This window comes from Agrobacterium sp. CCNWLW155 (genome assembly GCF_036888815.1).
Taxonomy (GTDB): domain Bacteria; phylum Pseudomonadota; class Alphaproteobacteria; order Rhizobiales; family Rhizobiaceae; genus Agrobacterium; species Agrobacterium radiobacter.
On record NZ_JBAKFW010000010.1, the window covers coordinates 147,200 to 172,804 of the forward strand.

The following is a 25,605-nucleotide window of genomic DNA, read 5'->3' on the forward strand; positions in this document are numbered from 1 at the left end:
ATGCGGGCGCGTCGGAATTTCAATGCCCCGGTATCTCACTTTGTCTTTATTGCGGCAAGGGCCTCTCTCATCGCATCGTCTTCGACTGCCACAAAAGTGGCATTTTCCGTATAGATCAGCGCACAGACAAATTTCTTGCCGGGATAGAGCGATGCTAGAATTTCGCGATAGATGGCAAGCTGCGCCGTGTGGGAGAAAGGTATTTCACGCGCTTCGCGCGGCGGCACGCGGTTGGTCTTGTAATCGACCAGAATGACGCGATCACCAACCACGGCCAGCCGGTCGACGCGGCCGGAGACGGCATATTGCTGCCTGCCGATCGTCATCGTGCCCATGATCGACACTTCCGCGCGGCTGTTGGCGGAGAAGGCCGGTTGTACCGCCGGTTCGGACATGACGCGCAGAACCGCTCGTATCAAATGTTCGCGCTCGGCAGCAGGCCAAAAACGAGCCGCACGCTCGGCATAACGGCGCGCAGCCGCTTCCCGCTCCTCCTCGGTAAAATCCGGCAGGGCTTGCAGCATGCGATGCACTAGCCTACCGCGCTGCAGCGCCAGCGACGAGACATCGGTTTTCTCGCCGAAAAGCGGCGAACGCACGGCGAGATCGTCCGCGCCGTCATCAATGATGGTGCCGGCACCGGACGGGCTGAGCGGTCTCGGCAGGGAGGGCAGTGCCGGCAAGGGAGCGAGAAGTCCCGCCGGAAGGGCGTATTCTTCCTGCTGCTGCGTTTCTGGTAGCTTTTGCGGGACAGATGTCGTGCGAGCCTCGGATTTACGCCAGACAAGCCCCTGCCATTCCTCGCCATCCGCCATGAAAAGCTGCGGCTTGCAATGGTCTTCATTGTTGGCAAGCGCCGCCTTGACGATGGCATGCCAGCATTCGGGATTTTCCTTCTGGCCGCGATAACCGCAGACGACGAGATGATCAGCAGCGCGCGTCATCGCCACATAAAGCAGCCGTCGATATTCGTCTTCGGCGGCCGTCTTCAGTCGTTCTTCATCCGAGCGGATGAGATGGTTGGAAAAACCGCTGCCGGGTAGCCACACCGGGAAGGCGTCCTCACCCGCTTCGACGAAGCGCAGTTTCGGCACATGGCTGTGGTTGAAGGCTTTCGAACCGCCATCAACGACAAAAACAACCGGCGCTTCCAGGCCCTTGGAGGCGTGCACGGTCATGATGCGCACTTCGCCGCGATCCTTGTCCTGCTCGCGCTTCACTTCAGGAGAATCGGTTTCCAGCACGGACAAAAAGGCCTGCAGGCCGGGCAGGCCGGTTCTTTCGTGATCCAGCGCAAAGGACAGGAACTCATCCAGAACGTCGCTCGCCTCGTTGCCAAGCCGGCCGAGGAATTTTTTGCGCCCGTCATGCAGGGTCAGGACCGCTGCAAAGAAATCATGCACCGTGGCCGTTTTCGAAAGCACGATGAAGCCTTCCAGTTTGGCGGCAACGGTGGAAAGGTGACTATTCTCTTCCTGCGAAAGGATTTGCAGCCGTTTCCAGACGCTTTCCGTTTCCGATCGCGTGGCGGCAATGTCGAAAACGTCATCTTCTGTCAGGTTGAAGAGCGGACTTTTCAAAAGTGCGGCGAGTGAAAGGTCATCTTCGGGCAGGACAACGAAATGGCCGAGCGCCAGAAGGTCCTGCACGGCAATGTGGTCGGTCAGGCGAAGACGGTCGGCACCGGCAACGGGAATGTTCTTGCGCCCTTTCAACTCCCGGGTCAGCGCATTAACGAAGGCATGGCGTTTTCTGACAAGCACCAGAATATCGCCGGGCTCGACGGTACGCTCGACACCTTTTTCGATAATGGTTTCGTTTCCGATCATATCGGCGATGCGCGCGGCGATACGGCGGGCAACGATGGTGGCCGGCGCACTTTCCCGCAGCGCATCGAAGGGGGCAGTCCAATCCTCTTCGTCTTCAGTGGTTTCCGGCGCCACCATGTCCCACACCTCCACAGTGCCCGGATGACCGGCCCGGTTGGATCGGTGTTCCACCGGTTCGTTATCGGCGCTGAGACCGCTGGCGTTATTCGGGTCTGAAAACACCTGGTCGACAGCGGCCAGCACATCCTGCGTGGACCGGAAGGATAGCGGCAGGCGGATGCGGTGAAAGGCCTGCTCCACAGAATCGACGCGCCTTTTGGTCTCTTCGCGCTCCTGCGAAAACCGTTCCGGCCGCGCACCCTGGAATGAATAGATCGACTGTTTTTCATCGCCCACGGCAAACAGCGTGCGCCGTCCCAAGCGGGCGCTCTCGCCCGTGAAGAAATCCGCCGCCAGTGACTGGATGATCGACCATTGCACCGGGCTCGTATCTTGCGCCTCGTCGACCAGAATATGGTCGATGCCCTGATCCAGTTTGTAATGCACCCAGGCGCCCGCCGTATCGCGGTTGAGGAGGTTGGCGGCGCGCTCGATCAGATCTTCGAAATCGAGCTGGCTTCGCTGTTTCTTCAGGTCTTCGAAATCGCCGATCAGCCTTTCGGCCAGAACAAGGGCGCATTTTGTCGCCGCCAGCATCCGCACCAGACGATAACGGTTGCGGCAGGAAACAACATGGTCACGCGCCAGCGTCAGCGCATCGAGAAGTTCGGGGGCAGATTTCTGCATGCCCTTGTTGATGACATAGGCATCCGATTTCTTTTCCCCCTTGGCTGTCAGCAGCGCCGCTTCGATGAATTCCATCCGCTGGACGGGGTCCGGTTGGCGTTTTACTTCCCTGAGCGCATAAGCGACATCGATGACGCGTGTTCCGCCCACCTCGTCGGCAAGGGCCAGATAGGTATCGAGCGCGAGGCCGGAGAGGCCGGGCAGAGGCCAGAAGGCGGCTGCCGCGGTTTCTTCGGTTTCCCCATGGCCGATCTGCATCGCCTGCCGCAACCGGGCATCGATGCCGCCTGACTGTTTGGCGTCCAGAAGAAAGGCGCGAAGGGCGCTGCGGTTGGCGATGATGGCGGAGAGCAGTGATTCCAGCCCGCTTTCGTCGGCGAGATCAAGCACATAGGCAAGTGACTGCGCCAGTTCCGCATCGCTTTCTGTCGAAACCGCCGTCAGAAGCGTACGACGCGCCTCGGCCAGCAGCGTGGTCGCGGCGCGGTCATCGAGAACGGAGAAATGGCCGGCGACATTGGCTTCCAGCGGAAACTGGTGCAGCAACGCCTCGCAGAAGGCGTGGATGGTCTGGATTTTCAGCCCGCCCGGTGTTTCCAGCGCCTTGGCAAACAGCCTGCGCGCTTCGGCAAGCTTGATGCGATCCGGCGCCTTGCCTTCGATGGTGGCGATACGGTCCTTAAGATCGGAATCCGGCAAAGTAGCCCATTCCGCCAGACGGTCGAAAACACGGCTCGACATTTCCGACGCCGCGGCCTTGGTATAAGTGAGGCACAAAATCGCCGAGGGCCGGCAGCCGGCCAGAAGCAGGCGAATGACGCGCTGGGTCAGGACATGGGTCTTGCCTGAGCCGGCATTGGCCGACACCCATGCGGAACTGGCGGGATCGGAGGCAAGCCGCTGCCGGGCGCTGGTCCAGTCGATCCAGCTTTCAGGCGTGTCGGCGGCGGGGCCGGCGTCGAAGGGATCAATCGTCATCGCCGTCTCCCGGTTCTGCCGTCGACCATTCCGAAACGCGGGCGAGGTGGTCATATTCCCCGCCATAGGATTGCTGCTCCTCAGGCACCAGCCGTGAGGCAAAACCATTCTCGCCTTCGCGCAGAGAATGAACGAATTTGGTGAGCTGTTCGATCGATTCCGTGGCGAGCTCAATCGCCGATTTCGGCGGTCTTTTGCTGCTTCGGCTGGAATGTTCGTTATTGACCTGATCGGCAAAGAAGCGCTCGCCCGGCCGCAGGCGAACATAGATGAGATTGTCAGGCGTGGGCGAACCGGCTTCGCGGAAGGCGCCGCGCATCAGCGCTGCGGCTTCCAGCGCAAGCTGTGGATCAAGCAGCGCGCGCGCCTGATTGACGGAAGGCGCAAGCCCCGTCTTGTAATCGATAATATCCGCGTGGCCGTTCGTCTTGATGTCGATGCGGTCGGCGATCCCGGTCAGCCTTATGCCCGCCTCGGCGATTTCCTGCCCGGCGCGTGCCTCGAAAAAGCTGTGGCGGATGGACGGATGCCTTTCCTTCTCCCAGTCGATGAAGGCGCGGGCCACCGCCGCAAAACGCGGCCGCCAGATGACATCCACATGGGGAGGCAGGTTTTCCGCGTCGAAACACTCATCGAGAATGCGTTGCATGGCCGCGAGCGAGGCTGGCGTGCCGGGAATATGCGCCTCGCGGGAATAACGCTCGATGATCGCGTGATAGAGCGTGCCGCGATCGGCGGCGTTCGGATCGCGGTTGAAGGGGGCAAGCGGGTCCAGTTTCAGGATGCGTCGCGCATAGATCGAATAGGGGTCGCGGCGCAGGCGGCCCACTTCGCTGAAGGAATAGCGCGTTGGCTGCAACTCGGCCGGCGGCTTCGGGGCAGGGCGCTTTGCCGCTTCCTGATCGATACTTTCATCCATCAATCCTGCCCAATGGCGATAGGTCTCGCCGCGCTTCTTCAGGCTTTCGGCAAATTTCTCGCCGCCCAGCGCCAGAAGACGCTGCAGCCAGCGTGAGGCGACGGCGGGTGTCGAGCCCTGCCTCAGCGCGCGGGTGTAAAAAATCTGCCGGGTGCCATTTGCCATCTCGAAATCATGCGCCAACTGGCCGATACGCCGTTCCGGCGGCTCCAGCCCGATCGCGGTCTTCATGGTGCGGGACAGAAACGGATTATTCGCTGTCTGGCCGGGCCACAGCCCTTCATTGAGGCCGCCGATGACGACGGTGTCGACACTTTGCAGCCGTGCCTCGAGTGCGCCGAAGATGAAAATGCGCGGGTGACGCATCGATCGTGGCTTGATCGATTCACCGGCCACCAGTGCCGCAAAAATATCGATCCATTGCGGTCCGTCCGCGTCGAGGATCTCGCCGCTTTCCATCAATTCGCCGAACAGCTCGGAAAGCTTGTCTCCCGCTTCACCGGACCAGAGTGCGGCAAGATCGTTGTTTTCATCCGCACAGATGGCTTCGATCACGCGGCCCGTCCGCTCCGCCCAGACGGACAGTGGCAATTTATCGGTGAAGGCGCGGCCGGATCGATCTCTGCGGATAAAGGCGGAGCCGAGCGGCTCGGTCGCAACGGCGATCCGCCGCGCCAGATCGCGCCCGGCCTCCGCGCTTGCCTGCGGCAGGGCCAGCCGCCAGGCGGGCGGGTGCCGGTCATCGCGCTGCACCACAAGCTGTGCATCCAGAACCGCTTCCAGATTGCCGATTTCGGTTTCCACACGGCCGCCGCGCAGCGCAATCAGCTCCAGCGCTTTCGAGGCTTTCGCGAAAGCTTCATCGGAAAGCCCGAAACGGCTGAGCGGATGTTTCAGGAGGGAAATAATTGGCACGGGGTCTCCGGGCCTGAGGATGGCCTCCAGCGCCAGTTGCGTCAGCCCGGCTTGCGGGGTGGCGGAAAGCGGCGTACCGGCCGAGTCGTCGGCTTCGATGCCGAAGCGCTGTAACTCCGTCGCCACGCGTCGCGCCAGTCCGCGGTCCGGTGTAATCAATGCTGCCTGCGATGGACGGCCAGCACCCGGTGCTTCAAGGGCCAGCCGCAAAGCCACTGCGATGGCCGTTGCCTCCTCGCGCTCATTGGCGGCTTCAATAAGCGTGGCGGTTGCGAAAGCATCGTCGAAAAAGCCGGGTTGCCTGTCTTCGCGCCAGCGATTCCAGTCGCTGGTGGATTTGGCCGGTGCGAGTGCGGCCGAAAACACCGCTGCGCGCTTTTCCAGATCGCCGTCAATGGCGCCAATCTGATCCACGTCATCGCGCAGGATGCCGAGCTTCTGCAACAGCATATAAAGCCCGTATTGCGAATGGGTGCGGCTCGAAGGATCGGTGGGGTCCTCGGCAATCGCCTGCCATTGTTCCTCCGGCATGGCGAGATCGAGGCCAGGAAGCACAACGGTGCCTTGCGGCAGGGCGGCAACGGCGGCGATGAGATCGGCTGCCGCAGGAATGGAGCCCGTCGACCCTGCGACGATGATGGGTCCCGTATCCGGCAAATTGGCAAGCCGGTTAGCTTCCGCCCGCAGGATGGCGTTGCGATGCCGGCCGGCGGAGGAACGGTTGAGTTCGGCAAGCCGCGCCGGCCAGAAGACGCTGGCGATCCGCAGGAAGTCCGCAGTCAGCTGCCACCATTGAGCGTGATCGCCAGTATCAAGATGCTGAAGCGCTTCCCAGTCCTTTTCTTCGGTATCCATCGCATCGATCACCTCGCCAAGCGCACGCGCCAGCCATATAGCATCGGCGGGGCTGGCGGGGGCGACAAGCGGCGAATCGGAATGGATGGCCCGGATGGCGTCCGGCAGGCTGTTGCGCCAGGCGAGAATGAGACGCGCCAGTTCGATGAGCCGGCCGGTGCCGGAAATCGGTGGCGCCAGATCCATGATCTCAGGGTTTTCGATCTCGAAGAAGCCGCTATCGTCATCCGTCTCACCCAGAGGCCGGATCAGCGGCAGAATGGCGGATCGGCCGCCTAGAAGATCGACGAATTCGGAGCGCAGCACGCGGGCGGAGCGCCGCGTCGGCACATAGATCGTCACCTTGGCAAGCGATAGCGGATCGGCCGGGTCGTATTTATAGCCTGATGTCAGCGTCCCATCACACAGCGTTTCCGCGAGCGTCCTGAGGAACGGTGTTCCCGCGGCGATCGTCAGGACGCGCTTTGCGTGGTGAGTAAGGGTCATGCAGAGCGTTTTTCCCTGAATTGCCGGATAATGCTTTCGGCGTCTTCTATTGCGTCGGGCGTGCCGACCGTAATCCAGTGGCCATCCAGAGAAAGCCCGAAAAGCCGGTCTTTTCCGATGGCGCGATCGAAATAGATATTGAGGTTGAAGGCATCCACCGGCGCATCGTCCAGCAGTCGCGAATCCATGGCGATGGCGCCCGCATAAACTACCGGGGTTGGGTCGCCATCGCGATACCGCGCCAGTTTTCCGTCATCCGCCAGGTTGAAATCCCTCTTCCCATTGTGTCCGGTGGTGCGATCCATGTCGACGCAGAGCAGCGCCATATCCATGCGGGTGGGATCGAAGAATTGCGCAAGCTTGCGCAGGTTGCTAACCGCATTCAACTGTTCGCCGATCCAGAAAAGATCGGCATTCATGACGAAGACCGGGCCGGGTTCCAGAAGCTTCAGGCCCTTGGCAAGTCCGCCACCGGAATTCATCAGCTGCGACTGCTCGTCGGAAATCAGGATTTCGGCGTCGGTGCGGTTTTCGAGATGAGCAATCATCTGTTCGGCGTGGTGATGCACATTGACGACGATTGTCTCGGCACCGGCTTCGACAAGGGAATCGAGCGCGTAGTCGATCATCGGCTTGCCGGCGATTTTCACGAGCGGCTTCGGGATCGTATCCGTGATCGGGCGCATCCGCGTGCCAAGCCCGGCGGCCAGCACCATCGCGTTTTTGATCGTCATCGTGGTCAACCGTCTTTCAGTCGTTAAATTCGATGCCCATGCGCAGGCACCAGTCTCTGAGCGGTGCGAGTTCCGGATGCGAAAGCGCTGCACTGAGATAGCGGAACGTCCTCGGCATATGTTTCATATAACCGGGTTTTCGATCCCGTTCCAACAGCCTCACCCAGATACCGGCAAGCTTGCAGTTGCGTTGCGCCGACATGATGGCGAAAGCCTTGAGGAAAGCGGCCTCATCGAAAGGCGTGCTTCTTCTGTTCTCGAGATAGTGCGAAAGCAGGCGCGCTTGCAGTTCGGGGGAGATGGTAACGCGGGCATCCTGCACGATGGAAGCGACATCATAGGCGGTCGGGCCGATCATCGCATCTTGAAAATCGATCAGGCCGACTTGCCGTATGCCGCTGTTTTGCGGCTGCCATATAAGGTTGGGTGAATGGAAATCGCGCAGCACAAGTCCCGTCTCACAGTCGGCGAGCTGGTCGATCAGCCTGTCCCATTGAGCGTAATAGTCGCTCTTTTCGCTATCGGTGAGGGGCTTGCCGCGTTTATGCGGCAGATACCATTCCGCCAGCAGCGAAACCTCGATCTTCATCGCCTGCCGGTCGAAGGGGGGAACCTCATAGGCGCTGCCGTCACCCACTGGCAGCAGGTCGGGCCGCGAGGCCTGGTGAAGGGCCGCGAGACAGGCGACGCTTTGCAGATAGCGGTCCTCTATCGGCGTCCCGTCAGGCGCCAGCACGCCCTCTCGCCCGAGGTTTTCCAGCAGGAGAATGCCCTGATCGGTATCCGCCGCCAGAATCTCCGGCGCGCAAAAGCCGCTATTTCTCAGATAATTGCCAATAGCCACGAAGGAGCGCGCATCCTGAGCAAGATGGGCGATTTCCGCATAGGTCTTGCCTTCAGCGACGATCGCCCCTCGCATGGGGCGCCGCCAGTCCATTAGGATAAGATCCGGCCCACCAGTTGAAACGGTCTCATAGGCGCGTGTGGAAGCATCGCCGCTTAGAAAGCGCCGGGCCGCATCGCCCCTGCCATTTTTCGCGAGAAATGCGCGGATGGCGAAAACCCGCTCAAGCGGTGCTTTCAGTTTTGCCGGAGCCTCGATGGAGGCGAGCCGCCCTTCGCCGGAATGTGTCAACGTAAGGGTTACGGTCTGTTCCGGCGGCAGAATATCAGTGGCGATATCCGGCCACTCGATCAGGCAAATGCCGTCCTCCAGCATCTCATCAATGCCGAGCTCGTCCAGCTCGGAAACATCCGAAAGCCGGTAAAGATCAAGATGGGCGACGGGAATGCGGGCGTCATAAGTCTGGATGATCGTGAAGGTGGGGCTCGGCACTTCGAGATCAGGCTCATCCGCCACTGCGCGGATGAAGGCTCGGGCGAGCGTGGATTTGCCGGTGCCGAGATCGCCGATGAGTGCGAGACAATCGCCGGGTTTCAAGGCCAGTGCGAGGTCTTCACCGAGCCTGATGGTGTCCTTTTCTCCCTCAAGGGGAATGGTGATCGGCAAGATGTCTTCGCTCATTCTGCGGCGATGGAATGCGGCCGTGTGCCGGAAGGAATGCGGCACGTGACGATGGTGCCGTTGCCGGGTCGGCTGTCGATGCTGACAGTGCCATGGTGCAGGCTGACGAAGCTTTCCACGATGGAAAGGCCAAGCCCTGCACCGGTTCGCCGCCCGCCATTGCCGCGCGTCGCGAAGCGGTCGAACACGCTCTTCAGCATGTCTTCAGGAATACCCGGACCCTTGTCCGCCACCGAGAACACGAAGTCACCTTCGCTGCGCTGGCAGGAGAGCTGAACCGAAGACCCTTCCTGGGCGAAATTGATCGCGTTGGTCAGCAGCTTGATGAGAATCTGCTTCAGCCGCTGGTGATCGGCCACGAGACTGCCGAGATGGGCCGGTGCAACGATCTCGAGCGAAATGCCGCTTTCCTGCAGCCGGTCGGCGATCTGCACCGAAACGTCTTCAAGCAATTCGTTCAGATCATTATCCGAATAATTGAGCTGCATGATGCCCGCGTCCACCGTCGCGAGATCGAGAATATCGTTGACGATGGTCAGGAGAACCGAGGAGGAGGTGGAAATATGGTCGAGATATTCGGCCTGCCGGTCCGTCAACTGGCCGATGCCGGGCGTCTTCAGGAGGTCGGTGAAGCCGATGATATTGGTCAGCGGCGAGCGCAGCTCGTAGGAAACATGCTGCACGAAATCGTTCTTCAGCTCGTCGGCCTTCAAAAGCGCGTCGTTCTTTTCCTTGAGCGCCCGCTCGGCCCGCACGCTGTCGGTCATGTTGACGAAGGTCAGCATGGTCTGTGAATCGGGCAGCGGAATGATGGCATAGTCGAGCACAAGGCCGGAAAGCAGTTCCAGCGTTCCCTGTCGCGAGGGCCGCTCATCATCGAAGCTGGTAATGAACTGGCTGAAGGCGCGCCAGCCGTCCGGCCTGTCATAAGATTGTGTGCAGGCGGTTTCGATGGCGCGGATATGGGTGCCAGTCTCAGCCTGTTCCGCGGTCACGCCCCAGAGCGCCCGGAATGCCGGGTTGGAGAGGCGAATGCGCCCATCCGCACCGAACACGGCGACACCTTCGGCCAGATGGTCGATGGTTTCGCCCTGCACCTTCACCAGCGTGTTGTAGCGCATCTGCAGGTCGACCTGCTCGGTCAGGTTCTCGAAAACCCAGGTCGCGCCGCCCTGTGGATGGGCGGTTGCAATAACCCGCAGGGTCTGGCCGTTCGGCAGGTGCCAGAGATCGGTCTTGGTATCCAGCGAACGGTAGACGGAAAGCGCCGCCTCTTTCCAGTTCTTCCAGTTCAGCTGCTCCGGCAATTTGCCGGCGGTGCGCAGCCTGTCCAGAAGCTCGGAATTATCAGGGCTGGATTCGAGGAAAACGAGGTCGAAACCCCAGAGAGCCGCGAAAGCCTGATTGTAGAATTGCAGCCGCTGCCGGCCGTCGAAAATGGCGACGGGCGTTGCCAGATGATCGAGCGTTTCAGCGTGACTTTTCAGAACCCGCTTGAGTTCCTCGCTGATGGTTTCGGCTTCCGTTGCGTCGATAGCGATGCCAGCCGAACCGCCGGCTGTCTTGATATCCACGACGTCAAAGAAGGTGCGGTTTCCGGAAACAACCGTCGAAATACGGTCGTGATAGGGTGATTCCGGTGTCGCGGCCGCGCGTATCTTCTGCCGGGTAACCGTGTTCAGCAGCTCGCGTTTTTCATGAACGGCCTGGTCGGCGTCGCGTGCATCCACAGCATGCGCATAAGCGTGGTTGACCCAGGTGAGTTCGCCTTCGCCATTGCGCCGCCAGACGGGTTGTTCGATGGAATCCAGAAGCTCCTGAAATGTGGAGACCGAAGCGATCAGGCGCTCGCGCTCCACCTGCAATTCAGCGAGTTCCGCGCGCAGATTGTTGAGCGCGATGAAACGGGCAAAGGCATTGCCGCCGGAAACCCGGCCTTGAACTTCAATGACTTCGCCGCGCTGTGTTTCAATGGTTAGATCGAAACTCTGCGCATGGCTGCGGAGTTTTTCGATGGATTTTTCAAGCTGGCTTGCGGATGCCGGTTTCAGCCAGCGGCCAAAGGCCAGAAAATCGTGATCCGCCTGCGGCACACCGGTTTCTGCCGGCAGCTGTCCCAGAAATTCGGGGCGCTTATCCGCGCCGTCCCAGATGACGATGCGGCGGCTCTTGTCGGAAATCAGCGCCTCGTATTTCGCGATCTTGTGGTGGGACTGGGCAAGCGCCTGACGGTATTCGCTGCTCTCCGCCTCGATATTGCCGCGCTGCCGCACCAGCCAGACAACGGAAAACAGCGTTGCCGAAAGCATGCCGACGAAAAGCGAATAGGTGATTGTTTCTCCGGATGAAAATAGTCGCGCGCCGGTCTTTGCCACAAGCCCGTCCTGCGCCAGCGCCATGCTTGCCGAGCCGGCCAGAACCGTGCCCGACATCAGGACAGGAAGCCTCGCAACGCCTGTCCGAACCGCACTGAATACCAGCCGGCAACGCGTAAGAGCCGCGCTCAATGCCACGCCAGCATGCGTGTTTTCAACGCGTTGAACTGTCTGCTCGCGCAGATCCGAATTGTGAACCGTCATCCCCGGTCTGTCTCCGTCCTATGTGCCGCATCTTCGACAAGACATCCCATTTCGTCCCCGCCGCCCTTTGGCGTGTCCGAATCAAGTTCGATGACAATACCGTCTTCATAAATCTGCGGAAAGGGAGCGCGCAAAAAAGATGCCGCGCACTTTGTCAAGTGCGCGGCATCTAGATGTTGTGTAATTTCAGTGGATATTAACTATGATATTAATATCTGTAGTGTTCAGCCTTGAACGGACCTTCCTTCGAGATGCCGATATAATCAGCCTGAAGGTCGGAAAGTTCGGTCAGGCGCACGCCAAGCTTCTCGAGATGAAGGCGTGCGACCTTCTCGTCGAGGTGCTTCGGCAGCACGTAAACCTCGTTCTTGTATTCGCCCTGCTTGGTGAAGAGCTCGATCTGGCCCAGCACCTGGTTGGTGAAGGACGCCGACATCACGAAGGACGGGTGACCGGTGGCGTTGCCGAGGTTCAGCAGGCGGCCTTCGGACAGCAGGATGATGCGGTTGCCCTTCGGGAACTCGATCATGTCGACCTGTGGCTTGATGTTTGTCCACTTGAGGTTACGCAGCGAAGCAACCTGAATTTCATTGTCGAAATGGCCGATATTGCCGACGATGGCCATGTCCTTCATCTCGCGCATGTGCTCGATGCGGATAACGTCCTTGTTGCCGGTGGTGGTGATGAAGATGTCAGCGGAAGACACAACGTCTTCCAGGCGAACGACCTCGAAACCGTCCATGGCGGCCTGAAGCGCGCAGATCGGGTCGATTTCCGTGACCTTCACGCGGGCGCCAGCGCCCTGCAGCGAGGCGGCGGAACCCTTGCCGACATCGCCGTAACCGCAGACCACGGCAACCTTGCCAGCCATCATCACGTCGGTTGCGCGGCGAATGCCGTCTACCAGCGATTCCTTGCAGCCGTATTTGTTGTCGAACTTGGACTTGGTGACGCTGTCGTTGACGTTGATGGCCGGGAAGGGCAGCAGGCCCTTCTTGCTGAGATCGTAAAGACGGTGAACGCCGGTCGTCGTTTCTTCCGTTACACCCTTCAGCGCGTCGCGCTGTTTGGTGAACCAGCCAGGCGAAGCCTTGAGGCGCTTGTTGATCTGCGCGAAGAGGATTTCCTCTTCTTCCGAACCGGGATTGGACAGAACGTCCTCGCCGGCTTCAGCGCGTGCGCCGAGCAGGATATACATGGTGGCGTCGCCGCCATCGTCAAGGATCATGTTGGAGAGGCCGCCATCGGCCCACTGGAAGATCCTGTCGGTATATTCCCAATATTCCGTCAGGCTTTCACCCTTGACCGCGAAGACCGGAATGCCGGCCGCCGCAATTGCCGCCGCCGCATGATCCTGCGTCGAGAAAATGTTGCAGGAGGCCCAGCGAACATCCGCGCCCAGTTCCTTCAGCGTCTCGATGAGAACGCCGGTCTGGATCGTCATGTGAAGAGAACCGGTGATACGTGCACCCTTCAGTGGCTTGCTTTCGCCGAATTCCGCGCGGCAGGACATCAGGCCCGGCATTTCGGTTTCGGCAATGTCCAGCTCCTTGCGGCCGAACGCGGCAAGGTTGATATCGGCGACGATGTAGTCCTTCTCAAGGCTCATGAAGTTCTCCAGATCAGAAACGCCGCGCCTTGCGGCCCGGCTTTTAAACGTAGCAGCGGTTTAGCAGGCCACGAACGATCTGGCAATGATGATATAAAGAAGTCTTTATGTCTTTATATGGTGCCGGCTCAGGCTTCTTCACCGAAGCGGTCGGCGACCAGCGCCTCGAGCGCTTCGATCGCTTCTTTCGCCTGATTGCCGCTCGCCTCGACATAGACGCTGCATCCGGGGCTTGCGGCCAGCATCATAAGACCCATGATCGAGGTGCCGCCAACGGTCATGCCGTCTTTGGAAACCGTGATCGTCGCGTCGAAACCTTCGACCATCTGCACGAATTTGGCGGATGCCCGGGCGTGAAGACCGCGTTTATTGATGATCGGTAGTTCCCGGGTAAATGGCGACATGGGCTGACTTCTTATTTACCGCTCAAAACGCGGCTGGCGACGTTGATATATTTGCGGCCGGCATCGGATGCATCCTGAAGGGCCTTGTCCATGTTATCTTCGCTGCGAACGCCGGCAAGCTTGATCAGCATGGGAAGATTAACCCCGGCGATGACTTCGACATTGCCGTTGTTCATGACGGAAATCGCGAGATTGGAGGGCGTGCCGCCGAACATGTCCGTCAGGATGATGACGCCATTGCCATCATTGGCACGCGCAACGGCGTCGATGATGTCCTGCCGGCGCTGATCCATGTCGTCTTCGGGACCGATACAGACCGTCTCGATCAATTTCTGGGGACCGACGACATGCTCCAACGCATGGCGAAACTCCTCAGCCAGCTTGCCATGGGTGACAAGCACTAGTCCGATCATGAAATGCTCCCTTGCACACGCACTCTCATTGCCGACTATCGCAACGCGGCAATCCTGTCCATCGGTGGGATTTCATCTTGATGAGGAAAATGCGAATCGCAAGCCTAAAATCGCCTGAATCACGGTCACTTCACATTCGTTTTAAAAAGATTCTGAGCAAGTGCAGCAAATTTTCCATAGGGCGTAAGACTGGAAAGCGGAATACGTAAGAGCGGAAGATGCCCGCCGCAGGGTAGCAACAACACCTCGTCATCTTCTGGAAGTCTTGGATTTTCAGGTGAAAGAACTGTCGTGACGGCAAAATGTAGTGGCGCGCGCGCAATGCTTTTCAACGAAACAATGCCGCTGCCGCGCAATTCCAGCAGGCCGGCGATTGTTTCCGGCCGCTCGGCGATGATGGTTTCGCCGTCGCGATACACGAAAATCTGATCGTCCGCGATCAGTGCGGCCGGCAATCCGCAGCGTTCAGCCTCCGTCAGGAAGCTGAAGGCAAGCTCGCTTTTGCCGCTGCCCGATGGTCCGGCAAAGAGGATGCCGGTGTTTTGAACGACGATGGCAGTGGCGTGAAGGTTGAAGCGTTCAGCGTTCATGGGTTTCGGCCGCCGGCAGCGACAGGGTGAAGCGCGCGCCGGAAATCACGCCATATTTGTCAACGACATTTTCCGCCCGGAGACTGCCGCCATGGGCTTCGGCGATCTGCCGGCTGATGGAAAGGCCAAGGCCTGAATTCTGGCCGAACCCTTCGCTCGCCGGCCGGTCGGTGTAAAAGCGCTCGAAGATCCGGTCGATATCTTCCGCCTGAATGCCGGGGCCGTTGTCCTCCACTTGCACGATGCAGCGATCCTTGTGACGGGAAAGGCGCACGGTGATGCGCCCGCTTTCCTCGGCAACAAAGGAGCGCGCATTCTCGATGAGGTTGGTAACGATCTGGCCGATACGGAGATCGTGGCCGTTGACCACGAACGAGGTCTTTGCGCCCGCTTTCCGGTCGACAGAATAGTCGATCGTCACGCTTTTCTTTTTGCTGCTTATCTGGCGGGATATTTCCACCAGACCCTTCATCAGAACATCGAGATCGAGCGGCGAGGCGTCGGCGCGCGCCAACTCGGCATCGAGCCGCGACGCATCCGAAATGTCGCTGATCAGGCGGTCTAGACGGCGGACATCGTGGAAGATGATCTCGGTCAGACGCTGCTTGGACTCTTCGGTCTTGGCGCGCGGCAGGGTTTCCACGGCGCTGCGCAGCGAGGTCAGCGGGTTTTTGAGTTCATGGCTGACATCGGCGGCGAAACTTTCGATGGCATCGATACGGTCGTAGAGCGCCGTCGTCATTTCACGCAGCGCAATCGAAAGGTTGCCGATCTCATCCTGGCGCGCCGAGAAATCCGGTATTTCCTCACGCGTCCTTGCGCCGCGGCGCACTCGGATCGCGGCGGCCGAAAGGCGCCGCAGCGGCGTGGCGATGGTGGAGGACAGGAGCAGTGACAGCACGATATTGACCAGGGTGGCGATGCCGAAGACGCGCATGATCGCAAGGCGCTCCGCATGCACGATCTTGTCGATATCGCCCGCCTGCGTCGACAGAAGCAGAACGCCGAGCACGGCCCGGAAGCGCTGTACCGGCACAGCCACAGAAACGATCAGTTCGCCCTTTTCGGTGACGCGCACGACAGCGCCGCGAACACCCGTCAGCGCATTCATCACTTCCGGATAGATCGAGCCGTCGCCACCCGGCGCTTCCTTATATTGCGGCAGGCTGCTGGGCTGCAGCATGCGGTTGAACATGCTGGTGAACCAGTCGCCCCAGGTCTGCGTCTCCGGCGTCACTGGCGGCAGATCGAAGCGCAGAACCTGACCGCGCGAATAAAGATGGCGGGAATCGAGCAGCAGGTTGGCGTCGGCATCGAACAGCCGTGCGCGGGTACGCGTCGGCGAGATCAGCCGCCGCAGCACCGGCGCCACCCGCTCCGGATTGATCGGGAAACTCAGGTCCTCGTCATTGGGGGCGGGGGTAATGCTCTGCCCCGCCTGCAATTCGAGCAGCTTTTCCGGATTGATGGTGATCGAATTGGTATCGACGGAGGCGGAAGCCGAGACCGCACCGGCAATGATTTCGCCCTGCGTCAACAGGCTTTCCACCCGTGCGTCGATCAGCCCTTCGCGGAACTGGTTGAGATAGAGAATGCCGCCGACCAGAACCACCGTCGCCGCAACGTTGAAGAAAAGAATGCGGCGCGTGAGGCTGGAAAACACCGCATTGCCGAAAATGCGCCGGATGATCGTCAGCGGATGGATACGATGGCGGCGTTCGCTGCCGCGTTCTTCGGCATCGTCACTATCCGAGACGGTTTCCGGCGTTTTCTTCAACACGTATTCAAGTCCTCACCACCACTCTTCGGGTGGTCTCTTCCGATTTGCGCGCCGGTTCAGGCCGCTTCGCGGAAGCGATATCCTACGCCATAAAGCGTTTCAATCATATCGAAGTCGCCATCGACGAGTTTGAACTTCTTGCGAAGACGCTTGATGTGGCTGTCGATGGTGCGGTCATCCACATAGACCTGTTCGTCATAGGCCGCATCCATCAGCGCGTCGCGGCTTTTCACCACGCCGGGCCGCTGCGCCAGCGAATGCAGGATGAGGAATTCGGTGACCGTCAGCGTCACCGGCTCACCCTTCCAGGTGCAGGTGTGGCGTTCCTGGTCCATGGCGAGCTGCCCGCGCTCGAGCGTGCGCGCCTGCTGATCGGCGGTCGGCTTCAGCACGCTGCCGGTTGCGGCGGAAGCCTCGCGGCTGCTGGCGCGGCGCAGGATGGCTTTCACGCGTTCCACCAGAAGGCGTTGCGAGAAGGGCTTGGTGATGAAGTCGTCGGCGCCCATCTTCAGGCCGAACAATTCGTCGATCTCTTCATCCTTGGAGGTGAGGAAGATAACCGGCAGATCCGACTTCTGGCGAAGACGCCGCAAAAGCTCCATGCCGTCCATGCGTGGCATCTTTATATCGAAAATGGCGAGCTGCGGCGGACGGGCGATCAACCCGTCAAGCGCGGAAGCGCCGTCCGTATACGTTTCGACCCGGTAGCCTTCGGCTTCGAGCGCGATCGATACCGAAGTCAGAATATTCCGGTCGTCGTCGACAAGCGCGATCGTCTGCATATAGTTGGTCTCCATCGTCATTTTCTCGTAACTCCCGACATTCACCCAGCCAAGGTTGTGCGCCGCGAGCCACTCTCTTGAGTATAAAGGTGGAACAAATTGTGGCAAAGGAAAACTCGCTGCCAAATCGCCGGGCTGGAGCGAGGGGATTTTGTGGAAAGGCCGCAGTTGGATTTTAATGCGTCTTCAACCGATTTAAAAAGAAATAAAATCTTTTAAATCGATTAATATATTGAAATCACTAAGTTTTTTAAAGTCTGGCTCTTGCGTTTCCAAAAGCCGCCACGTATTTTCCGTGGAAATTTCAACGGCCTTATCGTCATTAACAAGGAACGCGTCATGAACGAGCTTGGGGTTCATAATCCTGCCAATGGAGTTGCGGAACTCGGACTGGGTGACGCCTCCCGCGTCTTTTATAACCTCAATGAGAGCGAATTATACGAAGAAGCGATCCGCAACGGCGAGGCCGAACTGACCATCGATGGTGCGCTTCGCGCCGTCACCGGCCAGCATACGGGTCGTTCGCCGAAGGACAAATTCGTCGTCCGCGATGCCTCCACCGAGAACACCATCTGGTGGGACAACAACAAGCCGCTGTCGCCGGAAAATTTCGAGTTGCTGCGTCAGGACATGCTGGCCCATGCCGCCGGAAAGACGCTTTACGTGCAGGATCTGATCGGCGGCGCCGATGAAGAAAATGAACTGCCGACACGCGTCGTCACCGAGCTTGCTTGGCATTCGCTGTTCATTCGCAACCTTCTTATCCGACCGAAGCAGGAAAAACTGGCGGGTTTCAAACAGAAGCTCACCATCATCAACCTGCCGAGCTTCAAGGCCGATCCGGACCGTCACGGCGTTCGTTCGGAAACCGTCATCGCCTGCGATCTCACCAATGGTCTTGTCCTCATCGGCGGCACCTCCTATGCCGGTGAAAACAAGAAGTCGGTCTTCACAGTCCTCAACTATCTCCTGCCGGCCAAGGGCGTCATGCCCATGCATTGCTCGGCCAATGTCGGTCCAGAAGGTGATTCCGCCGTGTTCTTCGGCCTGTCCGGCACCGGCAAGACCACGCTGTCGGCCGATCCGTCGCGCACGCTGATCGGCGATGACGAGCATGGCTGGGGCGAGCACGGCATCTTCAACTTCGAAGGTGGTTGCTATGCCAAGGCGATCAAGCTTTCGGCTGAAGCCGAGCCGGAAATCTACGCCGCGACCCGCCGTTTCGGCACAGTTCTCGAAAACGTGGTGCTGGACGAAAACCGCGTTCCCGACTTCAACGACAACTCGCTGACGGAAAACACCCGCAGCGCCTATCCGCTGCACTTCATTCCGAATGCATCGGAAACGGGCATTGCCGGTCATCCGAAGACCATCATCATGCTGACGGCAGATGCCTTCGGCGTGTTGCCGCCGATCGCCCGGCTGACGCCGGAACAGGCCATGTACCACTTCCTCTCCGGTTACACCGCAAAGGTTGCCGGCACGGAAAAGGGCGTGACGGAGCCGGAAGCGACGTTCTCAACCTGCTTCGGCGCACCCTTCATGCCACGCCACCCGGCGGAATATGGCAACCTGCTGCGCGAGCTGATCGGCAAGCACGGCGTGGATTGCTGGCTGGTCAATACCGGCTGGACCGGCGGTGCCTACGGCATCGGCAAGCGCATGCCCATCAAGGCGACCCGCGCGCTTCTGACGGCAGCGCTGACCGGCGACCTGAAGAATGCGGAATTCCGCACCGACGCGAATTTCGGTTTCGCAGTGCCGCTGTCGCTTGATGGCGTCGACAGTGCGATCCTCGATCCGCGTTCGACCTGGGCCGATGGCGCAGCCTATGACGCGCAGGCGAAGAAACTGGTGTCGATGTTCGTCACGAACTTCACCAAGTTCGAAGATCACGTCGATAGCAAGGTTCGCGATGCTGCACCGGGCCTGCTGCTTGCGGCTGAATAAATAGAGCCTCATTCGTGAGGAGGAGGGGACCCGGCCTTGTGCCGGGTTCTTTCGTTTTCTCCGCTGTTTTCATTTTTTGCGATCTGTGGCATCACCGGCGCGGAGAAAGATCATGGCCAGCGACCCGCTTTACATCAGCAACCGTATCACCATCGCCGGCTGGGAGCTGACGGAGCAATTCGTGCTGGCCGGCGGGCCGGGCGGCCAGAACGTCAACAAGGTCTCGACGGCGGTTCAGCTGTTTTTCGACATTGCCAATTCACCGTCTCTTTCGGACCGGGTGAAGACCAATGCCCTGCGCCTCGGTGGCAGGCGTGTGTCGAAAGAAGGCGTGCTGATGATCGAGGCGAGCCGGTTTCGCAGCCAGGAGCGCAATCGCGAAGATGCGCGCGAACGGCTGAAGGAGCTGATCCTCGAAGCCGCCGCCCCGCCGCCGCCGGTGCGTAAGGCCACCAAGCCGACCAAGGGCTCGGTCGAGCGCCGCCTGAAGGCGAAGTCCGGCCGCTCCGATATCAAGAAAATGCGCGGCAAGCCCTCGGGCGAATAGGGGCCAAATGTTTCGCGCTTGTCATAGAGCTTCAAATATCGTCTGGTAAGCCTCCCTACAACCAAGGAGGGTGCTATGGGTCTGTTCAATTTCATCAAGGAAGCGGGAAAGAAGCTCGGTATCGGCGGCGATGATGCGCCCGATGTCGAAGCGGTCAAGAAGGAACTCGCTTCCCACGATCTCGGCACGGACAAGGTTCAGGTCGAGGTGGTAGACGACAAGGTCGTTCTGAAGGGCGAAGTGGCCGATCAGTCGGTCTTCGAAAAGGCGGTTATCGCGGTCGGCAATACGCTCGGCATTTCCAAGGTCGAGGCGGGTGAGTTGAAAGTGGCCGAAGCGCCCGCGAAGGAGCCGGTGTTCTATACGGTCAAGAAGGGCGACAATCTCTGGAAGATCGCTGAAGCGCAATATGGCAAGGCCAATGGCGCGAAGAACAACATCATCTTCGAAGCGAACAAGCCGATGCTGACCCATCCCGACAAGATTTATCCCGGCCAGGTTCTGCGTATTCCCGACCTTGCGTAGTAGCGGCTCTTAACCGCTGCAATGGAGATGCCGCCTTGTGCGGCATCTTTCACAATTTGCGAAGCGCCACCGTATCGATCAGGTGGTTCTTGCCTTTGCGCAAGATAAGATCGGCGCGCGGGCGCGTCGGCACGATGTTCTGGCGCAGGTTCTTCAGGTTGATGTTCTGCCAGAGGCCTTCGGCAATGCTGAGCGCGGCTTCTTCACTGATCGAGGCATAACGGTTGAAGAACGAATTGGGATCGCGGAAGGCGGTTTTTCTGAGATTCATGAACCGGTTCACATACCAGTTGTGAATGAGGTCCTCGTCCGCGTCGATATAGATCGAGAAATCGAAAAAGTCGGAAACGATCGGCACAATCCGCCCCCCCGCCGGCAGGTCGCGCGATTGCAGTACATTAATGCCTTCGAAGATCAGAATATCCGGCTGGTCGATGACAGTGAACTCATTCGGCAGAACGTCATAGGTCAGGTGCGAATAGCGCGGTGCTTTCACATTGGGCTGGCCCGCCTTGATCGCCGACAGGAAACGCAGGAGCGCGCCGATATCGTAGCTTTCGGGAAAGCCCTTGCGCTCCATCAGGTTTTCGCGCCGCAGAACCTCATTCGGATAAAGAAATCCGTCTGTCGTGATGAGATCGACCTTCGGGCTGGAGGGCCAGCGCGCCAGAAGCTCCTTCAGGATACGCGCCGTCGTCGATTTGCCAACCGCCACAGAGCCGGCAATGCCGATGACAAAGGGCGTCTTGTTGACGTCAGCCATATTGAGAAAGCGGTTGCGCTGCTCGAAAAGCAGCTGTGACGCCTCGACATGCGAGGATAAAAGGCGCGACAGCGACAGGTAAATGCGCCGCACTTCGTCCAGATCGATCGGGTCGTCCAGCGAGCGCAAGCGTTTGACCTCATCGGCGGAAAGCGTCAGTGGCGTGTCAGCGCGAAACTTCGCCCATTCTTCCGAACTGTAGAAGTGGTATGGCGAATATTCATCCGGCCGGAAATGATCGAGTGTGCTCGGCATGCCTCTCTCCCCGCTGCCTGCCTCGACATTCATGATGTCGGCCTCGCCGCCTTTTCCGCAAGGCCGGTTTGACCGGTCCGGCGCTCCAGCTCGGCAAAAACCTCGTCCAACGGAATGTCGGCAATCTTCAGCACCACCAGCAGATGGTAAAGCAGATCGGCGGCTTCGTTCTTCAGCCCGTCGCGATCTTTCGCAATGGCTGCGATGACGGCTTCCACCGCCTCTTCGCCGAGTTTTTTCGCCGCGCGTTCCTGGCCGGCAGCAACCAGCTTGGCCGTCCAGGATTCGTCAGGAGAGGCAGCGGCACGGGTCGCGACGATGCGTTCCAGATCGGAAAGGGAAAATGCGCTCATGAGAAGTTCCTGCAATCAGTCGAGACGCATGGCGATGCCATGCTCGGCCATGTAGCTCTTGGCTTCACCGATCGAATAGGTGCCGAAATGGAAGATGGAGGCGGCAAGTACCGCAGTTGCATGGCCATCGCGAACGCCAGCCACCAGATCATCCAGTGTTCCGACGCCGCCCGAGGCGATGACGGGCACGCGAACCTGATCGGCAATGCTGCGCGTCAGGCCGATATCATATCCGCTTTTGGTGCCGTCGCGGTCCATCGAGGTGACGAGCAATTCACCCGCGCCGCGTTCGACCATTTTGATGGCGAATTCCACGGCGTCGATCCCGGTCGGCTGGCGTCCGCCATGGGTGAAGATTTCCCAGCGGCCGGCTTCCCCATCCTTCGAAACGCGCTTGGCGTCTATGGAAACGACGATGCACTGGTTGCCGAACTTGTCGGCCGCCTGCGCCACGAAGTCAGGATCCTTCACCGCCGCAGAATTGATGGAAACCTTGTCGGCGCCGCAAAGGAGCAGCTTGCGGATGTCAGCAACGGCGCGGACCCCGCCGCCGACGGTCAGCGGCATGAAGCAATGATCGGCGGTGCGCGAGACGACATCGAAGATCGTATCGCGATTGTCCGAGGAGGCGGTGATGTCGAGAAAGCAGAGCTCATCCGCTCCCGCCGCGTCATAGGCTTTCGCCGCTTCGACGGGGTCACCGGCATCGATCAGGTCGACGAAGTTCACGCCCTTGACGACGCGGCCGTCTTTGACATCAAGGCAGGGAATAACACGGGCTTTGAGGGTCATGCGCGTACCTCCTTCGCGGCCTTGATGAGGGCAAGCGCCTCGGCAGGGTCGATGCGCCCATCATAAAGCGCGCGGCCTGAAATCGCACCCTCGAGCTTTGCGGCATCCGGCTGCAACATGCGTTTGATGTCTTCGATGGAGGCAAGGCCGCCGGAGGCGATGACCGGGATGGAGACGGCATCCGCCAGTTCCAGCGTCGAGGCCCAGTTGATGCCGGCCAGAATGCCGTCACGATCGATATCGGTGTAGATGATGGCGGCGACGCCGGCACCTTCAAAGCGTTTGGCCAGTTCGATGACGCCGAGTTCGGACGCTTCCGCCCAGCCTTCCACGGCAACCTTGCCACCCTTGGCATCGATGCCGACGGCGACCTGGCCGGGGAAACGCTTGCAGGCTTCCAGAACGAGAACCGGATCGCGCACCGCCACGGTGCCGAGAATGACACGCGCAAGCCCACGGCTCAGCCACGCTTCAATATGATCGAGCGTGCGGATGCCACCGCCGAGCTGCACCGGATTTTTCGTCGCTTTCAGAATGGCGTCGACCGCCTCGCCATTGACTGTCTGGCCGGCGAACGCGCCATTGAGATCAACCACATGCAGCCATTCGAAGCCTTGGTCCTCGAAGGCCTTCGCCTGTGCGCCGGGGTCCTCGTTGTAGACGGTGGCCTGGTCCATATCGCCGAGTTTCAGGCGAACGCACTGGCCGTCTTTAAGGTCGATTGCGGGAAAAAGAATCATGTCAGGGCTTCCAGCGCAGGAAATTGGAAATCAGGGCAAGGCCGAGCGTCTGGCTTTTTTCCGGGTGGAACTGCGCGCCCGCCATATTGTCGCGACCGACGAAAGCCGTCATCGCGCCACCGTAGTTGGTGGTGGCGATGACATCCGTCGAGTGCTTTGCCGACAGATGATAGGAATGCACGAAATAGGCGTGCAACCCATCCGCTCCGGTCTTGATGCCGTCGAAAAGCGGGTGAGCGTGGCGGATTTCCAGCGTGTTCCAGCCGATCTGCGGGATTTTGAGGCTGGGGTCGGACGGCGTCATTTCCACGACGTCACCCTCAATCCAGCCGAGTCCGGTACTGACAGTCTTTTCGAGTCCGCGCGAGGACATCAGCTGCATGCCGACGCAGATGCCGAGGAAGGGGTGCGCTTTTTTCTCGACGGCTTCGATGAGCGCCTCATGCATGCCGGGAACGGCTTCGAGACCCGCCCGGCAATCCGCATAGGCACCAACGCCCGGCAGGACGATGCGGTCTGCCGAGGCGACGTGATCCGGCTTGTCGGTCAGGTCGATGGTTGCATTGATGCCGGCTTCGCGGGCGGCACGCTCGAAAGCTTTGGTGGCCGAACGCAGATTGCCCGAACCGTAGTCGATGATCGCGACACGCATGTCAGCGCCTTCCATTCAAGTCGAAAAGAAACGATCCTGCGGGATCGTTGACGAAGTTTTTGTCGCCTCTATTTTGCGGCGAAGGAGACCAGACCGGCTGGGACAGCTGTTCCGCCGTTTCGGCGGTTTCGGAGAGACCGGAGAAATATATGTCTTCGGCGCTCGAAAGATCAGGGGCGGAAACGACTGACGTCAGCTTCCAGCCTTTGCGGATCAGGTGCCGGACGAGAAAATCGCGTCCCTCCAGCGCCGTGATGAGCCCGATGGTGAAACCGCAGAGAAGTCCAACCGGTTCGAATCCGGCTAATATCGATACCCGTCCGGCCAGAAGGAGCGCGATGATAACCACCGCCGTTGCCAGCCACAGGCGATTGATGGCGAGCCAAAGCCAGGGCGCAATCAGGGCCAGCCAGACGAAACGGTCGGCAATGAAGCGGGTCGTCTTGTGGTCCCTGTCCGGCCCGTTGGGGGCTTCCAGAACGAGATAGCTTGTCATGGGCTTCCTGACAGCTTTGGCGTCAGGCCAGCATGCCCTTTGTCGAGGGAACGCGGCCTGCCTGCCGGGGGTCGATCTCGGTTGCCGTGCGAAGAACGCGGGCAACGGCCTTAAAGCATGTTTCGGCGATATGATGGTTGTTGGCGCCGTAATGGTTCAGGATATGCAGCGTGATGCCGGCATTCTGGGCGAGCGCCTGAAAGAACTCACGCACCAGCTCGGTATCGAAGGTGCCGATCTTCGGTGCGGAAAAATTGACGTTCCAGACGAGGAAGGGCCGGCCGGAAATATCGACGGCGGCTTTGGTCATCGTCTCGTCCATGGCAAGATCGAGCGAGGCATAACGGGTAATGCCGCGCCGGTCGCCCAGCGCCTTGGCAATCGCCTGGCCGATGGCAATACCGGTATCTTCCACGGTGTGGTGGTCATCGATGTGCAGGTCGCCCTTGACCTCGATCTCCATGTCGATCAGCGAATGGCGGCTGAGCTGGTCCAGCATATGGTCGAAAAATCCCACGCCGGTGGAAATTGTCGACTTGCCGGTGCCGTCGATATCCACGCGCACCGAAACCGCGGTTTCGTTGGTGTTGCGGATAATCTCGCCTTTACGTTCTGCCATTTTGGCCGCTCCGTGAAAATGTTGCCGTTCCTTATCAGCACGGGACACAAATATCCAGTTGTTCCATCGTCTTGCATGACATGCGGAAAACGGTGCGTCGCCGCGAAGATTGCAATCGCGAAAAGCAAACTTACATAGAACCCGAGAAGGGCCGTATCCGGCCCGTTAACCCCAGGCCCGGCAGGGCAGACAGGTGTTTGATGACAACAATTATTACAGTCAGAAAGGGCGGCAAGGTCGTCATGGCTGGCGATGGCCAGGTGAGCCTTGGCCAGACGGTTATGAAGGGCAATGCCCGCAAGGTTCGCCGCATCGGCAAAGGTGAAGTGATTGCCGGTTTTGCCGGCGCGACGGCGGATGCCTTCACACTACTCGACCGTCTTGAGAAGAAACTCGAGCAATATCCGGGGCAGCTCATGCGCGCCGCCGTCGAGCTTGCGAAGGACTGGCGGACGGATAAATATCTGCGCAACCTCGAAGCAATGATGCTGGTGGCCGATAAAACAACCACGCTTGCCATCACCGGTAATGGCGATGTGCTGGAACCGGAACACGGCGCGATCGCCATCGGTTCCGGCGGTAATTATGCCTTTGCCGCCGCCCGCGCCATGATGGACACGGACAAGTCGGCCGAAGAGGTGGCGCGCCAGTCGCTCGATATTGCGGCCGATATCTGCGTTTATACCAACCACAACCTCGTCGTCGAAACCCTCGACGCTGAGTAAGCTC

22 protein-coding genes are annotated in these 25,605 nt (G+C 59.6%); 4 read left to right on the top strand and 18 right to left on the bottom strand.

Annotated elements, in window-relative coordinates; genetic code table 11:
- Positions 1-35 precede the first annotated feature (35 nt).
- The 11 genes from addA to chvI all read right to left on the bottom strand — a co-directional run bounded on the left by addA (position 36) and on the right by chvI (position 17,184).
- Complete coding sequence (gene addA, locus V6S97_RS23350) at positions 36-3,593, bottom strand: double-strand break repair helicase AddA (protein WP_334427803.1); 3,558 nt, start codon at positions 3,591-3,593, stop codon at positions 36-38.
- Complete coding sequence (gene addB, locus V6S97_RS23355; protein ID WP_003505364.1) at positions 3,583-6,768, bottom strand: double-strand break repair protein AddB; 3,186 nt, start codon at positions 6,766-6,768, stop codon at positions 3,583-3,585. The genes addA and addB overlap by 11 nt, the downstream gene beginning before the upstream one ends.
- Positions 6,765-7,502, bottom strand: coding sequence for a nucleotidyltransferase family protein (locus tag V6S97_RS23360; protein ID WP_035212847.1), 738 nt, complete (start codon positions 7,500-7,502; stop codon positions 6,765-6,767). The genes addB and V6S97_RS23360 overlap by 4 nt, the downstream gene beginning before the upstream one ends.
- Before the next feature lie 16 nt (positions 7,503-7,518).
- On the bottom strand, positions 7,519-9,027 hold the full coding sequence (locus V6S97_RS23365) for a bifunctional tRNA (adenosine(37)-N6)-threonylcarbamoyltransferase complex ATPase subunit type 1 TsaE/phosphotransferase (RefSeq protein ID WP_003505366.1): 1,509 nt from the start codon (positions 9,025-9,027) through the stop codon (positions 7,519-7,521).
- Positions 9,024-11,606 carry a sensor histidine kinase gene (locus V6S97_RS23370; protein ID WP_334427804.1) on the bottom strand — a complete coding sequence of 861 codons (2,583 nt, stop codon included), beginning with the start codon at positions 11,604-11,606 and terminating at the stop codon, positions 9,024-9,026. The genes V6S97_RS23365 and V6S97_RS23370 overlap by 4 nt, the downstream gene beginning before the upstream one ends.
- Before the next feature lie 208 nt (positions 11,607-11,814).
- On the bottom strand, positions 11,815-13,215 hold the full coding sequence (gene ahcY / locus V6S97_RS23375; RefSeq protein ID WP_003505370.1) for an adenosylhomocysteinase: 1,401 nt from the start codon (positions 13,213-13,215) through the stop codon (positions 11,815-11,817).
- 128 nt (positions 13,216-13,343) lie between these two features.
- On the bottom strand, positions 13,344-13,619 hold the full coding sequence (locus V6S97_RS23380) for an HPr family phosphocarrier protein (protein ID WP_003505372.1): 276 nt from the start codon (positions 13,617-13,619) through the stop codon (positions 13,344-13,346).
- Between the two features lie 11 nt (positions 13,620-13,630).
- Positions 13,631-14,032, bottom strand: coding sequence for a PTS sugar transporter subunit IIA (locus V6S97_RS23385; protein ID WP_003505374.1), 402 nt, complete (start codon positions 14,030-14,032; stop codon positions 13,631-13,633).
- A gap of 125 nt (positions 14,033-14,157) precedes the next feature.
- Positions 14,158-14,622, bottom strand: a complete 465-nt coding sequence (locus tag V6S97_RS23390) for an HPr kinase/phosphorylase (protein ID WP_003505375.1) — start codon at positions 14,620-14,622, stop codon at positions 14,158-14,160.
- Positions 14,612-16,402, bottom strand: a complete 1,791-nt coding sequence (gene chvG / locus V6S97_RS23395; RefSeq protein ID WP_334427805.1) for a two-component system sensor histidine kinase ChvG — start codon at positions 16,400-16,402, stop codon at positions 14,612-14,614. Before chvG ends, V6S97_RS23390 begins: the two co-directional genes overlap by 11 nt.
- Positions 16,403-16,458: 56 nt before the next feature.
- Entirely contained in the window at positions 16,459-17,184 is a 726-nt protein-coding gene (gene chvI / locus V6S97_RS23400; RefSeq protein ID WP_003505377.1) for a two-component system response regulator ChvI, read from the bottom strand.
- A 339-nt stretch (positions 17,185-17,523) separates the two neighbouring features.
- Between chvI and V6S97_RS23405 the strand changes: the two genes are divergently transcribed.
- The 3 genes from V6S97_RS23405 to lysM all read left to right on the top strand — a co-directional run bounded on the left by V6S97_RS23405 (position 17,524) and on the right by lysM (position 20,206).
- Complete coding sequence (locus V6S97_RS23405; RefSeq protein WP_003505378.1) at positions 17,524-19,134, top strand: phosphoenolpyruvate carboxykinase; 1,611 nt, start codon at positions 17,524-17,526, stop codon at positions 19,132-19,134.
- Positions 19,135-19,246: 112 nt separating this feature from the next.
- Positions 19,247-19,681: an alternative ribosome rescue aminoacyl-tRNA hydrolase ArfB gene (gene arfB / locus V6S97_RS23410; protein WP_003505379.1), complete on the top strand. Its 435-nt coding sequence runs from the start codon at positions 19,247-19,249 to the stop codon at positions 19,679-19,681.
- Between the two features lie 75 nt (positions 19,682-19,756).
- A complete protein-coding gene (gene lysM / locus V6S97_RS23415) occupies positions 19,757-20,206 on the top strand; it encodes a peptidoglycan-binding protein LysM (protein WP_020010677.1) in 450 nt (149 codons plus the stop codon).
- Between the two features lie 49 nt (positions 20,207-20,255).
- Here lysM and coaA read toward each other — a convergent pair whose 3' ends face one another.
- The 7 genes from coaA to hisB are packed head-to-tail and all read right to left on the bottom strand — an operon-like array spanning position 20,256 to position 24,876.
- Positions 20,256-21,257, bottom strand: a complete 1,002-nt coding sequence (gene coaA, locus V6S97_RS23420; RefSeq protein WP_020010676.1) for a type I pantothenate kinase — start codon at positions 21,255-21,257, stop codon at positions 20,256-20,258.
- Positions 21,254-21,577, bottom strand: a complete 324-nt coding sequence (locus tag V6S97_RS23425) for a phosphoribosyl-ATP diphosphatase (RefSeq protein ID WP_003505383.1) — start codon at positions 21,575-21,577, stop codon at positions 21,254-21,256. Before V6S97_RS23425 ends, coaA begins: the two co-directional genes overlap by 4 nt.
- A gap of 15 nt (positions 21,578-21,592) precedes the next feature.
- On the bottom strand, positions 21,593-22,369 hold the full coding sequence (gene hisF, locus V6S97_RS23430) for an imidazole glycerol phosphate synthase subunit HisF (RefSeq protein WP_003505384.1): 777 nt from the start codon (positions 22,367-22,369) through the stop codon (positions 21,593-21,595).
- Complete coding sequence (gene hisA / locus V6S97_RS23435) at positions 22,366-23,109, bottom strand: 1-(5-phosphoribosyl)-5-[(5-phosphoribosylamino)methylideneamino]imidazole-4-carboxamide isomerase (RefSeq protein WP_003505385.1); 744 nt, start codon at positions 23,107-23,109, stop codon at positions 22,366-22,368. Before hisA ends, hisF begins: the two co-directional genes overlap by 4 nt.
- A gap of 1 nt (position 23,110) precedes the next feature.
- The gene (gene hisH, locus V6S97_RS23440; RefSeq protein WP_003505386.1) at positions 23,111-23,761 is read right to left on the bottom strand and encodes an imidazole glycerol phosphate synthase subunit HisH; all 651 of its coding nucleotides are present in this window, start codon (positions 23,759-23,761) and stop codon (positions 23,111-23,113) included.
- 1 nt (position 23,762) lies between these two features.
- Entirely contained in the window at positions 23,763-24,257 is a 495-nt protein-coding gene (locus tag V6S97_RS23445; RefSeq protein ID WP_003505387.1) for a DUF2628 domain-containing protein, read from the bottom strand.
- Between the two features lie 22 nt (positions 24,258-24,279).
- Complete coding sequence (gene hisB / locus V6S97_RS23450) at positions 24,280-24,876, bottom strand: imidazoleglycerol-phosphate dehydratase HisB (protein ID WP_003505388.1); 597 nt, start codon at positions 24,874-24,876, stop codon at positions 24,280-24,282.
- Between the two features lie 200 nt (positions 24,877-25,076).
- Between hisB and hslV the strand changes: the two genes are divergently transcribed.
- Entirely contained in the window at positions 25,077-25,601 is a 525-nt protein-coding gene (gene hslV, locus V6S97_RS23455; protein ID WP_003505389.1) for an ATP-dependent protease subunit HslV, read from the top strand.
- Positions 25,602-25,605: the final 4 nt, after the last annotated feature.

Coding starts and splice junctions, on each gene's coding strand:
- addA (WP_334427803.1), bottom strand. CDS start 3,593: ATGACGATTGATCCCTTCGACGCCGGCCCCGCCGCCGACACGCCTGAA.
- addB (WP_003505364.1), bottom strand. CDS start 6,768: ATGACCCTTACTCACCACGCAAAGCGCGTCCTGACGATCGCCGCGGGA.
- V6S97_RS23360 (WP_035212847.1), bottom strand. CDS start 7,502: ATGACGATCAAAAACGCGATGGTGCTGGCCGCCGGGCTTGGCACGCGG.
- V6S97_RS23365 (WP_003505366.1), bottom strand. CDS start 9,027: ATGAGCGAAGACATCTTGCCGATCACCATTCCCCTTGAGGGAGAAAAG.
- V6S97_RS23370 (WP_334427804.1), bottom strand. CDS start 11,606: ATGACGGTTCACAATTCGGATCTGCGCGAGCAGACAGTTCAACGCGTT.
- ahcY (WP_003505370.1), bottom strand. CDS start 13,215: ATGAGCCTTGAGAAGGACTACATCGTCGCCGATATCAACCTTGCCGCG.
- V6S97_RS23380 (WP_003505372.1), bottom strand. CDS start 13,619: ATGTCGCCATTTACCCGGGAACTACCGATCATCAATAAACGCGGTCTT.
- V6S97_RS23385 (WP_003505374.1), bottom strand. CDS start 14,032: ATGATCGGACTAGTGCTTGTCACCCATGGCAAGCTGGCTGAGGAGTTT.
- V6S97_RS23390 (WP_003505375.1), bottom strand. CDS start 14,622: ATGAACGCTGAACGCTTCAACCTTCACGCCACTGCCATCGTCGTTCAA.
- chvI (WP_003505377.1), bottom strand. CDS start 17,184: ATGCAGACGATCGCGCTTGTCGACGACGACCGGAATATTCTGACTTCG.
- V6S97_RS23405 (WP_003505378.1), top strand. CDS start 17,524: ATGAACGAGCTTGGGGTTCATAATCCTGCCAATGGAGTTGCGGAACTC.
- arfB (WP_003505379.1), top strand. CDS start 19,247: ATGGCCAGCGACCCGCTTTACATCAGCAACCGTATCACCATCGCCGGC.
- lysM (WP_020010677.1), top strand. CDS start 19,757: ATGGGTCTGTTCAATTTCATCAAGGAAGCGGGAAAGAAGCTCGGTATC.
- coaA (WP_020010676.1), bottom strand. CDS start 21,257: ATGAATGTCGAGGCAGGCAGCGGGGAGAGAGGCATGCCGAGCACACTC.
- V6S97_RS23425 (WP_003505383.1), bottom strand. CDS start 21,577: ATGAGCGCATTTTCCCTTTCCGATCTGGAACGCATCGTCGCGACCCGT.
- hisF (WP_003505384.1), bottom strand. CDS start 22,369: ATGACCCTCAAAGCCCGTGTTATTCCCTGCCTTGATGTCAAAGACGGC.
- hisA (WP_003505385.1), bottom strand. CDS start 23,109: ATGATTCTTTTTCCCGCAATCGACCTTAAAGACGGCCAGTGCGTTCGC.
- hisH (WP_003505386.1), bottom strand. CDS start 23,761: ATGCGTGTCGCGATCATCGACTACGGTTCGGGCAATCTGCGTTCGGCC.
- V6S97_RS23445 (WP_003505387.1), bottom strand. CDS start 24,257: ATGACAAGCTATCTCGTTCTGGAAGCCCCCAACGGGCCGGACAGGGAC.
- hisB (WP_003505388.1), bottom strand. CDS start 24,876: ATGGCAGAACGTAAAGGCGAGATTATCCGCAACACCAACGAAACCGCG.
- hslV (WP_003505389.1), top strand. CDS start 25,077: ATGACAACAATTATTACAGTCAGAAAGGGCGGCAAGGTCGTCATGGCT.